Origin of the sequence: Microbacterium sp. dk485, from assembly GCF_004570445.1 — a bacterium.
In the GTDB taxonomy this organism is placed as follows: domain Bacteria; phylum Actinomycetota; class Actinomycetes; order Actinomycetales; family Microbacteriaceae; genus Microbacterium; species Microbacterium wangchenii.
Map to the genome: position 1 here is coordinate 1,062,956 of NZ_SPQW01000002.1, position 12,277 is coordinate 1,075,232.

General features: G+C 72.6%; 11 protein-coding genes. 7 read left to right on the forward strand and 4 right to left on the reverse strand.

Annotated elements, in window-relative coordinates:
* Positions 1-283: 283 nt before the first annotated feature.
* Entirely contained in the window at positions 284-3,226 is a 2,943-nt protein-coding gene (locus E4V99_RS15975) for a DEAD/DEAH box helicase family protein (RefSeq protein WP_167758140.1), read from the reverse strand.
* Positions 3,227-3,275: 49 nt separating this feature from the next.
* Between E4V99_RS15975 and E4V99_RS15980 the strand changes: the two genes are divergently transcribed.
* The 6 genes from E4V99_RS15980 (at position 3,276) to E4V99_RS16005 (ending at position 8,614) form a co-directional block, all read left to right on the forward strand.
* A complete protein-coding gene (locus tag E4V99_RS15980; RefSeq protein WP_167758141.1) occupies positions 3,276-4,397 on the forward strand; it encodes a hypothetical protein in 1,122 nt (373 codons plus the stop codon).
* 54 nt (positions 4,398-4,451) lie between these two features.
* The gene (locus E4V99_RS15985) at positions 4,452-4,865 is read left to right on the forward strand and encodes an MmcQ/YjbR family DNA-binding protein (protein WP_135117823.1); all 414 of its coding nucleotides are present in this window, start codon (positions 4,452-4,454) and stop codon (positions 4,863-4,865) included.
* 5 nt (positions 4,866-4,870) lie between these two features.
* Entirely contained in the window at positions 4,871-5,191 is a 321-nt protein-coding gene (locus E4V99_RS15990) for a hypothetical protein (RefSeq protein WP_245233215.1), read from the forward strand.
* 169 nt (positions 5,192-5,360) lie between these two features.
* Positions 5,361-6,662 (forward strand): hypothetical protein, encoded by a 1,302-nt coding sequence (locus E4V99_RS15995; RefSeq protein WP_135117825.1) that lies wholly within the window; start codon positions 5,361-5,363, stop codon positions 6,660-6,662.
* A gap of 164 nt (positions 6,663-6,826) precedes the next feature.
* Positions 6,827-7,795 carry a lytic transglycosylase domain-containing protein gene (locus E4V99_RS16000; protein WP_209305640.1) on the forward strand — a complete coding sequence of 323 codons (969 nt, stop codon included), beginning with the start codon at positions 6,827-6,829 and terminating at the stop codon, positions 7,793-7,795.
* Between the two features lie 315 nt (positions 7,796-8,110).
* A complete protein-coding gene (locus tag E4V99_RS16005) occupies positions 8,111-8,614 on the forward strand; it encodes a hypothetical protein (RefSeq protein ID WP_135065628.1) in 504 nt (167 codons plus the stop codon).
* A gap of 63 nt (positions 8,615-8,677) precedes the next feature.
* Here the strand turns inward: E4V99_RS16005 and E4V99_RS16010 are convergent, their stop codons facing one another.
* From E4V99_RS16010 to E4V99_RS16020, 3 genes are all read right to left on the reverse strand, one after another.
* Positions 8,678-10,390 (reverse strand): AarF/UbiB family protein, encoded by a 1,713-nt coding sequence (locus E4V99_RS16010; protein ID WP_135117991.1) that lies wholly within the window; start codon positions 10,388-10,390, stop codon positions 8,678-8,680.
* Positions 10,391-10,445: 55 nt separating this feature from the next.
* Positions 10,446-11,048: a PadR family transcriptional regulator gene (locus E4V99_RS16015; protein WP_135065625.1), complete on the reverse strand. Its 603-nt coding sequence runs from the start codon at positions 11,046-11,048 to the stop codon at positions 10,446-10,448.
* Positions 11,049-11,147: 99 nt separating this feature from the next.
* A complete protein-coding gene (locus E4V99_RS16020; protein ID WP_135117826.1) occupies positions 11,148-11,804 on the reverse strand; it encodes a hypothetical protein in 657 nt (218 codons plus the stop codon).
* Between the two features lie 69 nt (positions 11,805-11,873).
* Between E4V99_RS16020 and E4V99_RS16025 the strand changes: the two genes are divergently transcribed.
* Positions 11,874-12,272: a TIGR03618 family F420-dependent PPOX class oxidoreductase gene (locus E4V99_RS16025; RefSeq protein ID WP_135065619.1), complete on the forward strand. Its 399-nt coding sequence runs from the start codon at positions 11,874-11,876 to the stop codon at positions 12,270-12,272.
* Positions 12,273-12,277 lie beyond the last annotated feature (5 nt).

Below are 12,277 nucleotides of genomic sequence, written 5' to 3' on the forward strand. Positions count from 1 at the left end.
AGGAGTTCGGGCAGCGGCCGCACGCGGCACATGCCGCCGGCCCACTGACCACGCGCGACCGGGGTCCGCCCCTGTCGTCCCCCGTTCCTCGCCCCCGGCCGACCCCAACTCCTCAAATCCGCGGACATCGCGGCCGGAATCGGCTGCAACTGCACCGCAATGCCCGAGATTTGAGGAGTTCGGGCAGCGGGGCAGGCGGGACGCGCAGGCGCGAGGCGGGACGAGGGGGGCGGATGAGGCGGGCGTGAGGGGCGGACGCAGCGGGGGTGCCGGACAGCGGCTGCTACCGCCACTCCTCCCGGGTGGCCGGCGCCGGGGTCTCCGGCCCGCCCCGTCGCGCCCGCGCCAGGAGTGCGAGCTGACCGGGGCGGTCCATGGCGTGCAGCACGCAGGGCCCGACCTCGCGCTCCCATGCGGCGGCGAAGGCTTCGGCATCCTCCCGGCGACGTCCGACGAGCGAGGGCACGGCGAGGAAGTGCCCCGCCGGCTCGCGCCGAGCCGCGCGACGCAGGGCGAATCGCACCGCGGCAGAGCGGCCCCCGCGTCCGGTCTCGAGCAGGAAGCGGGGCGTGCGCACCGGCCCCAGCAACTCCGCCATCGCGTCGGCGAACACCTGCTGATCCGCCCGCGCCGCCGAGGGCGCCTCGATCGTCAGCGGGATGAGGCCGGCCTGCGGATCCGCCTCGACCACCACGATCGCCGGCTCCGTGTCGGCGACGCGGCCCGCGCGGCGCAGCGCCGCCCACACGAGCGCCGCGATGCGCCGGTACGGCTCCGACCCCGCAGCCGCCTGCGCGCGGGTCTGCCGCCACGTCGCCGCCAGCGGCACCGCGTTGCCGATCCCGGCCACCACCACCGTGATGCCGGCCACGATCCCGAGCTCCGGGGAGACCAGTGCCCCGGCGGATGCCGCGACCGCACCGGCGACGGCGGATGCGGCCAGCACGCCGCCGAGCGCGGCGCCGACGGCGCGGGAGGCCGGCGCGCTGGTGCGGAACACCGGGGTGTGGGGCCGTCGCGGCACGAGGGCGGACACGACCTCCCGATCGGCGTACTCCGCACCGATGCGCCACTGCGCGCGTGTGGCGCGGCGCTCCGGAAGCGGCGACGCGGCGTTCAGGGCCTGGACCGAGGCGTTCTCGTCCTTCGCCAGCACCGCATCCACCGCCGCGCGCTGGCCGGCCGACAGGGCGATGGAGAGCCCGCGCACCACGCGCGCCGGATCATCGACGTCGAGCCCCCACAGCCGCGCGTGCTTGCGGCGCAGCCGCGTCGCGTCCGGCTGGGCCTGCAGCGGGAAGGACGAAGGCAGGAGCGCGGTGACGGTCCAGTTGTGCGCGACCTTGTCGGGCCACGCCGGGTCCAGGCGCAGCGTGCGCCCCCGCAGCTGCTGGGTCGCCGACGCGCTCGACACGGCCGTCAAGTCGATGAGCGTATTGACCGCCGGGCAGTCCCAGCCCTCACCGAACAGCCCGCGCGTGCCGACCACGACCTGCACGGCGCCGCGGGTGAGGAGGACGGATGCGGCGCGCACGAGCAACGCGGCACCCACGCCGGGCGCGTGCAGTTCGGACGCGTCCGGCGACTCCAGCAGCGCGGCCGCGGCGACCGGCACGCCGACCAGCTCCTCCAGCGCCGGCACCAGCCGGTCGGCATCGCGCGTGGCGATGCGCGTGCGCCCCCCGGTCACGAGGATCGGGGTGAGGCGGGAGGTCCCTGCATCCGCCACCAGCGTCGCGAACGTGCGGAGCGCTCCGGCGGTGCCGACGAGCCCGCCGTGCGTGTTGCCGTGCTCGGCGAAATCCGTGACGACCAGGGCGCGCAGCCGCTCGCCCAGCGCCGCCTGCTCCAGGCGGAGGATGTCGCACGCACCGTAGTCCTTCCCGAGCGAGGAGGCGAGCATCGTATCCACCGGGTCACGCGTCCGTCGCACGCCCCGGTCGGTGAGCGCGTAGCCGAAATCGGCCAGCAGGCGGCGGATGCGGTGCCATTGCGCCTGCGCGGCGGGATCGGGCAGCACCCGATCCAGCGCGAAGCGGGCCAGCAGGCGCAGCGACTCGTCGGTGCTCGGCGGTCGACGTGCGACGTCGGGGATCCGCGCGACGAGCGGATGCTGCGGAGCGACCGTCCCCAGCATCGCCGACGCCGCCTCGGCACCGGCGAAATCCGCCGCGAACGCCGCGGCCAGCCGCGCGTCCACGGGGTCCTCCGGCAACGGCGGCGGCTCCAGCGCCGACCGCGGCGGCTCGGGATCGGGCTCGGGCTGCAGGACGTCGAGGAGGAACTGCAGCCCCGTGTCACGGGCGAACGTGGTCCGCAGGAGCACGGCGAGGCCCTCGGCATGCGCGGCGAGGAAGGCGAGTTCTTCGGCGGTGGGCTCGGCGAAGCGCACGAGGTCGCGGTAGGGCGCGAGGTTGCCCTCGCGCACCACCGCCGGCACGGGCACTTCGTAGTCCACGTCGCCCAGGAGCGAGGTGTAGTTGTCGTACTCGTCGGCGTCGTCGGGCGAGGGCAGGGTCGCCGTCAGCCCGATCAGCAGGGGGCTGCCTCCCGCCGCCCGCAGCCGCGCGACGAGGGTGGCCACCACCACGGCCCAGTGATCGAGCAGGTGATGGCACTCGTCCAGCACGATCGTGTCGACCTCGTGCGCCACCAGCCGATCGATCAGGGCGAGGGCGTTGGGATGCAGCACCGAGGCGAGCGCGTCGGCATCCTCCCGCACGAGCCGTCGCCGCAGCGTCCGCGAGCGGCTCGCGATCCCCCGCCGGTAGGCCGGGCGGTTCTGCGCCTCGAGCTCCGCGAGCCACTGCTCCGCCGCCTCGGGCGAACGCCCGTCCCCCTCCAGCTCGTCGCGCCACCGTGCGTGTGCGAGGACGGCGAACGGATTGGCCGCATCGAGCACGCTGAGGGCCTGATACGTCAGCACCGTGAGGTCGGCGGGGGATCCGGGATCCTCGGACACGGCACCGGCGTCCGGGGCCAGGGACCCGGCCGCACGTGCCCATTGCGCACGGATGGTCGTGGTCGGGGTCAGCACGACGGCGCGGCGACCACGGCGGGCGGCGAGCAGCAGTCCAAGGAGCGTCTTGCCCGACCCGGGCGGGGCGACGATGTGCAGGGGCGAGCCGGCATCCGTGTCCACGCGCTCGAGCACGTCGGCCTGATAGTGCCGGAGGGTGCCGGTGAACCGCCACGACGCCAGCGCTGTCGTCGTCGCGCCCGGCATCATCCCAGCATAGAAGTTCTGTTTGACTGAACCGGTGGATACACATTGGTTGAACGCGCCCGCGGACGAGGTGGGCGCCGCCATGGCGGCGGTGCGGCGCGACTCCCGTCCGCGCTGGGTTCCCACCAAGCGGCAGGTGCTCGTCCACGTCAACCACTGCCTCATCCTGTGGTACCTGTGCATCGCCTTCATGATCATCGGGGTCCGCGTGGACTCCTACCAGGACGGGGAGACCACCGCCGGCGACATCGCGGGACTCACCGGGATCATCGCGATCCTGGCCGCCTGGCTGTTCGGCACGTACTGGCTGCGCCGGTGGGCGGCCCGTCCCCCCTCACCCCGCGCACGCCTGAAGGACTGGCGCCGCGACCTCACGGCGCTGGCCAACGGATTCCTCCCCAGCCCCAGCCGGGATGCGACCTTCGCCTCGGTCATCACGCCGCGCAACCGGCGCGTGCGGGAGTATCCGCGATTCATCGGGCCGGGCGTGGAGTTCGGCACGCTCGAGCATCAACGCGCGAAGTCGGTCAGGTGGCACTACATCGCGGTCGCCCTGCCTGCGCCGCTGCCGCACCTGATCCTCGATGCCACGGCCAACAACCGGCGCGGCAGCGATCTCCCCGTGGACGTGGGCCGTTCGCAGCGTCTCTCGCTGGAGGGGGATTTCGACCGGTGGTTCCGCGTGTACACCCCCACCGCCTACGGGGCCGACGCGCTCTACGTCCTCACCCCCGACGTCATGGCCGCCTTGATCGACGAAGCGAGCGGCTACAACGTCGAGATCGTCGACGATGCACTCGTGTTCTTCACCCCCGCGATCGTGGACTTCGGATCCCCCGAGCACTGGGAAGCCGTCGGTGCGGTGCTGAGCTCCGTCGTACCGCGCATCCTGGCGAAGGCTTTCCACTACGTCGACGAGCGCGTTCCCGGGCAGGAGGTGCCGCGCGCATTGACCGCCGTCCGCACCGCGCTGGCGGACCCCGAGGTCGCCTGGACGCCCCCGGCGCCCCGCATCGGCGCGGACGGCCGGCGCCTCGACGTCCGCGACCCCGAGACGGGCCTGGCTCCGATCCTCCGTGCCATCGGATGGTTCGCGCTTCTGGTGTTCCTCTACCCCGTGCCCGGGATCTTCGCCTTCGCCGGATTCATGTCGGTCATCGACGGGCACTGAACCGCGGCGAGATCGGGCCTCGACCTCCGGCCGCGACGGCGTCACACTGGTGCGATGGCAGTGACGCTCGAGGATGTGCGCGCGATCGCGCTGTCCTTCCCGGAAACCGTCGAGGCTCCCAGCGGATACGGTTTCGGCCCCACGTGGCGTACGCGCAACGGGATGTTCGCGTGGCAGCGCACGCCCACCCCGGCCGACCTGGCGCAGCTGGGCGAGGAGGGCCGGTCATGGCCCGAGGGGGACGCCGTCGCCGTGCGCACCGACGGGCTGGACGAGAAGGCCGCACTGTTGGAGACCTTCCCCGAGGCTTTCTTCACCATCCCGCATTTCGAGGGGTGGTCGGCCGTCCTCGTCCGCCTGGATGCCATCGACGCCGCGCATCTGGGCGAGGTGCTCACCGGCTCGTGGCTGCTGAAAGCGCCCAAGCGCGTGGCCACGGCATGGCTGGCGGCCCACCCGGGACGGTGATCGGGGTGCGCGATACGGCCGGCGGTCCGTTCGTCGTGACCCTCGTGGTCAACCTGCCCATCACGAAGCTCGACGCGCTCGAGGTGATCGCCTTCGTCTCAGATGGCCCCGTGGAGCACGCCGGCACCGCTCACCCGCGGGTGAGCCTGGCGCCCCATGTGTGGGCGGAGGTGCAGATCCCGAAGTTCGCCGACCCGCCGCCGCTCGCCGTCGACATCTGCTCCGACGCCTCCCTCGCCCTCGCGCGCGAGCATGCGGCGCTCCTGTCCGCGGCCCTGGAGCGAGTGGGGTGGCGCGTGCGCCCGCCGCACGGCGCGGACGAGTAGCGCGACCCCACCCCGGCAGCGACCCCATATATGCCGCTGCCGCCATGCCGAGCCCGGCCGTTTTGGCCCCGCCAGCGGCAGGGTTCTAAGCTCATGCCCAACGCGGAATCACACCGCCGTGAACACCGTCCGCAATGGATGCGGCGCTGCGCCGCTGTGCTGGAGAACGATGAACGACGACTCGACGACACCCGGATCCGGAACCAACCCGCCGTCGGGGGCTCCCGATCCTGCCGTCACCCCGCCGCCCTCGCCCGCGGTGCCGCGCTCCTCCGCGCCGCACCCCGCCCCGCCGCAGGGGGTGCCTCCCTACGCCGCAGCCCAGTACGCCGCGCCGCCGCAGTACGCGACCCCGCCGCAGTACGCGACGCCGCCGCAGTACGCCGCACCACCCCAGTACGCGACCCCGCCGCAGCACGCCGCGCCACCGCAGCATCCGTCGTCGCAGCCCGGCCCGCCGCCGTACGGCTCTGGGCCGAACAGCGGCCCGCACCATCCCGCCGGGGGCCAGGTGCCACCGGGATACCCGCAGCAACCGCCGCAGGCGCCACGGCGGCCCGACCCGCGCCCGAAGACCATCGCCATCATCGCGCTGGTGGCCGCCGCGGTGGGCCTGGTGATGGCCGTCATTCCGTTCGTGGTGTGGTTCTCCGGGCTGCTGCTCCTCGCCGGCCTCGTCCTCTCCCTCATCGCGCTCATCAGCCGCAAGCAGGGCGGCACGGGCTTCGCGATCGGCGCTCTGGCCACCTCGGTGGTGGGAGGGCTCCTCGCCGTCGTGATGGGCATCGTCACGGTCTTCTCCCTCGGCGGCATGTTCGCCGCGGAGGACGGCATGAGTTCGGAGAGCTCCCCAGCCCCGTTCATCGAGGAATCGGAGGAAGGGTCCGGCGCGATCGGCGGCGCCGTTGAGCTGGAAGTCACCGAGATCGCGTTCGCGCCCGACGAGTACGACCCGTCGGCATGGTGGTACGTCGTGGTGATGGAGAACCCCAGCAGCGACCACGTCTACGATTTCGCGCCGATCGAGCTCGACGCCCTGGATGCCGATGGCGCCGTGATCGAGTCGCGCACCGACTACGCCAGGATCCTGCCCGGAAAGATCGCGCTGAGCGGTATCTTCTTCGACGTCGGAGAGCGCGAGGTCGACACGGTGGAGGTGCGTCTCCCGGGCGTCGACGAGGCATCGCCCGTTCCCGCCGAGGAGGTCGGCGAGTTCGTCTTCGAAGACATCCAGGCCACCGCCGGCACCAACTCCACCGCCGTGCGCGGCACGGTCCGCACCACGTTCGACGTCGTCCCCGAGGCCTTCGAGATCACCATCGTCGCGCGCGACGCCGACGGCACGATTCTCGGCGCGGACTGGAACTACATCACCGAGGTTCCCGCCGACGGCAGCCCCGTACCGTTCGAGGGCCGCTTCTTCCAGGTGATGCCCGACGACGCGGAATACGAGGTCTACGCCTACCGCTGATCGGCATCCGGCTGGGCCGCCGGAGCGGTGCCGGGTGCGGGCGCACGAGCGCCCGCACCCAGGCTCCGTCCAGGGAGAAGGTGCAAAGGTGGGGGTTTTGTGTCCGCATGACGCGGGCGCAAGGCGCCGCCCGACGGCGCGATCCCCCATACGGAACTGGTCTCATGCGCTCCACAACGTCGACGTCTTCTGCCCGCCGCACCCTCCGCCACGCCGCCCGCCGGGCCCGCCGCCGCCCGGTCCTGGCCGCCGGCGGACTCGCCCTCGGAGTCTTCGCCGCCACGGTCCTGACCGGCACGGCGCCCGCCCCGAAGGAGGACACCGCCCAGGCGGCCCCCTCCTTCGCCCTCGCCTCGTATCAGGTGACGGTCCAGCCCGCCGAGCCGCAGGAGGTCCTGGATGCGCGCGCGGCTCTGACGACGGCCGAGACCGCGCTGGCTGAGGCTGCCACCGTCACGAATGACATCGCCGCCTCCGGCGTCGACATCGGCGAGCCCGCGCCGACGGTCGACACCGCCGCGCTGGAGAGCGCCGCTCAGCGTCTCACCGACGCGCAGGCCCTCCCCATCCCGCTCCTGCCCCACGTCACCGACGAGGTGACGCTGCACGCCGCCACCGTCGACACGCGCGTCGACCAGCTGCGCGGCAGCCTGGACGGTGCCCTCGCACGCAAGGCGGAGGCCGAGGCTGCCGAGAAGGCCCGTGTCGAGGCGGAGGCCGCCGCTGCCGCCGCGGCCGAAGAAGCAGCCGCCGCGCAGCCGGCTGCCGCCTCGTCCGCTGCGCTTCCCGCCGCCCCCCTGCCCGCCGGCGGCGGAAGCGGCGACAACAGCCCGGCCGGCGCGCAGGCGACTGCGCGCGGCATGCTCGGCGGATTCGGGTGGGGCGACGACCAGTTCGGATGCCTCGTCTCGCTGTGGCAGAAGGAATCCGGCTGGAACTACCAGGCGCAGAACCGCTCCAGCGGTGCATACGGCATCCCGCAGGCGCTTCCCGGCAGCAAGATGGCCTCCGCCGGTGCCGACTGGGCGACCAACGCCGGCACCCAGGTGGCCTGGGGCCTCGGATACATCTCGGGCCGCTACGGTTCGCCGTGCGGCGCGTGGTCGCACTCGCAGTCGGTCGGCTGGTACTGAGCCGCGTCGACCCTCGAGGCGCCGCACCCTTCCCACCCCCACGGCACCGATAGCGCATTCCGGCGCGCGGTTCCAGCCCACCCGTCTCGTCGAACGAAGAGCCGCGCGGCGATGAGAGTCGACGGCATATTCCGGCAACCGCATACCCTCGAACACCGCGGGGTGGCGCGCTCGAAGCGCTCCCACGGGGTGTGAGAAGACCGTGAGCACAGTCTCATCTGCCCGCGCAGCCCGCCGGGAGCCCCCTACGTTCGGTGTCCAGTCCGAATCAGAACGGCCGCCCACACGGTGCGACCGAACGAAAGGGGAGGACTCATGAAGAACACGGCGAAGAAGAAGATCTCGGCTCTGGCCGCAGCATCCGCCCTCGCACTCGGCTTCGGCGCGGCCGGAGCGGCACCGGCGACGGCGGCCGAAACCGCCTCGGTGGACCTCGCCGACATCGCGCCGGTCCAGTCGGCCACCAATGACGTGTCCTTCGTCGACGCGTATGGGGAGACCTTCGAGATCACCGTCACCACGACCTGGCAGCGCACCTCCGCCACACAGGCGACGCTGGGCTCGATCGTGGTGCGTCCCAAGAGCATGCCGCGGGGTGACTGCCTCGGCTTCTTCGATGTCGGCTCCACCTCGAACATCGGCTTCAACCAGGGCGGCGGCACGCTGTGCCCGGACGGGTACCTGACCTTCGCACCCAACACCGCGGTGACGACCTACGCCGGATCCACCACGCTCGGCCAGCTCACGTTCCGCACCCCCGACCCGGGTGACCCGTTCGGGGGCGGGGCGAAGACCATGGTGATCGAGTACGCGACCTGACGCACGGGAGCGCACGCACGAGGGAGGGGCCGCCAGAGGGTGGTCCCTCCCTTCTGCGCCGGGTCAGTCCATCCCGCGCCGGCCGATGAAGCCGGCGAGCACCGCGTACAGCAGCGGGAGGACCGAGACGACGATGAGGACGGAGCCGAAGACCGCCGCATCCGGGCGCAGCAGCACGCCGCCGATCAGGAGCGCGGCGAACAGCACTGCGGCCAGCACCCGCCGGCCGAGGCGTTCGAGTGCGCGCAGGCGCCGCTCCAGTCTCGGCACCTGGGCCGTGAGCCGCCCGTCCTCGATGCGCGACGCGAGCTCGTCGAGCCGGCGGGGAAGCCGCGCGACGAGGCCGGCGTAGTCGGCCGCCTCCGTCATGGCGGCCTGGGCGAGCCCGCCCCGCTCCTCCTGGATGAGCCGGTTGGCGTAGGGCTCGACGGCATCCCAGATGTTGAACGCGGGGTCCAGCGCGCTGCACATGCCCGAGGTCAGCGACATCGCGCGGATGATGAGGAGGAAGTTCTCCGGCAGCTGGAACGGCAGCGCGCGGACGGTGTCGCCGAACTCGACGGCGAACGCGCGGAACTCACGGGGATCGACCTCCTGCAGCTCGGCGAAGCCCATGCCGCCGAACCGGGCGAACAGCTGGGTCATCGCACGTTCGAGTTCGGCCGTGTCGGCGCTGGGCAGCAGCACACCCACGTCGCGGATGCCGTCGACCAGCCCCTTGCCGTTTCGGGTGGCCGCCGCGATGAGCACGCGACGCAGGCCCCGACGGAGGCCGTCGGGCACTTCGCCCATCATGCCGAAGTCGATGAACGTGAGGCGCCACGGACGCCCCGCCGCGCTGCCGAGGTCGTCAGCGGACCCCGGCCCCCGCACATCGGGCGGGGTCAGCGGGGTGACGAAGATGTTGCCGGGGTGCGGGTCGGCGTGGAAGAACCCGTGCACGAACAGCTGGTCGAACATCACCGCGGCGAACCCGGCGGCCACCTGGGCCGGATCGATCCCCGCCGCGCGCAGACCGTCGAGGTCGCTGATCTTGATCGCCGTGACATCCTGCAGCGTCAGCACGCGCCGCGTCGTCCGCTCCCACACGACCTCGGGCACCGCCACGCGCGGATCGCCGGCGAACCCGGCCGCGAAGCGCTCGGCATTCGCCGCCTCGTGCAGATAGTCGATCTCCTCCAGGCTCGTGTTCGCGAACTCCTCCACGAGCGCGGGGACGTCCACGCGGTCGGCGACGACGCGCACGCGGGTGAGCCACGCGGCGACGCGGCGGAGCGCGCGGAGATCGACGTCGATGACAGCGTCGATCCCCGGCCGCTGCACCTTCAGGACCACGTCCGAGAGCCCGGTGTCCCCGGCGTCCGGCTCTGCGAGCCGCGCCCGGTGGGCCTGCCCGAGGGATGCCGCCGCCAGCGGGTCCGGGTCCACGAACGCGAAGGCGCGGTCCAGCGGAACGCCCAGCTCCCTCTCCGCCAGTGCTCGGATCTCGGCGAACGGCACGGGCGGCACCTCGTCCTGGAGGCCCTGCAGCTCGGTCGTGATCTCCGGCGGCAGCACGTCCAGGCGTGACGACAGGAACTGCCCCACCTTGATCATGAGACCGCCCAGATCGACCGCGAGCACGTGGAAGCGCTCGGCGATGCGGCGCAGCCGGGTTGCCCGCCCGCGCGCCGCCAGCCCGCCCAGCCCGAGCCGCGGGAGGAACAGCTCGAACCACCACGACTGCACGAGGTAGCGCGCGGCGAACCGCGTGATGCGGCGGTACCGCGCGCGCATCGCGTAGACGTCGGTCGCCGACCCATCCCGCCGCCGACGCGCTGCGGGCACGCGGTCAGTCCCGCGCGAGGATGGAGAAGATCTTCCGGCGCGCCTCATCCAGCACGCTCACGGCTTCCCGGATCTGGTCCGAGCTGCCCGAGCGGCCCACCTGCGCGACGGCCTGCGCGAGGTCGATGCCCGACTTCGTCAGCGCCGAATGCCGACCGGTGTCGCGCGAGCCCGAGCTCTCCCACGGCGTCGCCCCCTCGGCAGCGGCGACCTGACGGCCTGCCTCCGTGAGCGCGTACGTCTTGCGTCCGCCCGACTCCTCAGCCTCGATGAGTCCCTCATCCGCCAGCAGCTGGAGCGTCGGGTACACCGAGCCGGGGCTGGGCTTCCACGTCCCGCCGCTGCGCTCCTCGATCTCCGAGATGATCTGGTACCCGTGCATGGGGCGTTCGGCCAGCAGCGACAGCACGGCGGCGCGGACGTCTCCGCGCCCCATGCGCGTGCTCGGCTGCTTCGGCATGAAGGCGTTTCGCAACTGCTCCATCGCGTCCCAGATGCCCGTCGCCGGCCAGCCCGCTCCGGGGCCGGCGCTGCCCGACCCGCCTTCTCCGCCGCGGCCGGGGCCGCCGAATCCCGCGAACCCGTCGCCCAGGAATGAACCGCTCATGATGACCTCCGTAGCCCGAGCCCGGTCGGCTCGGCGATACGTAACGATATATCGCTCACCACCGGATCAGAAGGGCACTCGGAGAACTGCCAGGTGCGGTCAGATGTCGCTGAAGTCGTTCGCGGGAGCCTGGAGCTCTGTGACCACGTCACCGTCCAGCACCAGCACCACGAACTCGACGCCCACGGCCCCCGGATTGCTCAGGGAGGTCGTGCCGGGGACCTCCTGCGAACCGATGCCCAGATGCTCGGCCGTTCCGTCGCCGTCCTCGTCCCAGATGTCCCAGGCGCCGGCGGCCACGGCCTCGGCGCGCGTGGAACCGACCGCGATCCCCTCCGCGGTCTCGACGCGGTGCCCACCCACGAACGCCGAGCGAACCCAGACGCTGGCTCCCATCTCGGGGAAGTCGCTCACGGCAACGCCGTCCCACTCGTAGCGCGTACCCCAACTGGTGCCATTGCCCCACGGATCCTCGATGTCGGTGACGACGGGGGCCGCACCGACGAGTCCGCCGACGAAGGTCACGACCTCTTCACCGCGCTCGAAGGAGGCGCCTGTTCCGCCTGTCGGGTCGGCGAACCCGTCCAGCGTCATCACCACGACCGGTGCGGCCGTCGGGGTGGGCGTCGGGGTCGGCGTGGGGGACGGAGTGGATGCCGCCGACGCAGCGGTGGGCGAGGGAGAGGGGCTCGGCTGCGCCGCGCAACCGGTCAGGAGCAGGCACGCGACGACGACCGCCGTGATGCGGCTCTTCATGGCGGCAATCTAGCGCTGTGGCCCGCGGGCGCCTACCCCGGCCGCAGCGGGCACGCCTAGCCTGGGCGTATGGCCCAGACCTGGAACGACGTCCGCCCCTACTTCGAACGCACCGCCGTCGCTCACGTCGCGACGCTGCTGCCCGACGGCGCGCCCCATTCCGTCCCGGTGTGGGTCGGCGTGGAGGGCGACCGGCTCGCGTTCTTCACGCAGGAAGGCTCCCGTAAGGACGTCGACCTGCAGCGCGATCCGCGCATCGCCCTCTCGATCACGCACCCCGATCAGCCGCTGGACATGGCCTTCGTGCGCGGACGCGTCGTCGAGCGCATCGAGGGCGAGGAGGCGATGGCGGTCGTCGACCGCATCGCCGAACGCTACACCGGCGCGCCGTACGAGATCCGCACGGGCTTCGTCGCCTTCCTCATCCAGCCCGAGGTGTGCTGGTCGCGGGACTACGCCGGCCAGTGACCGGC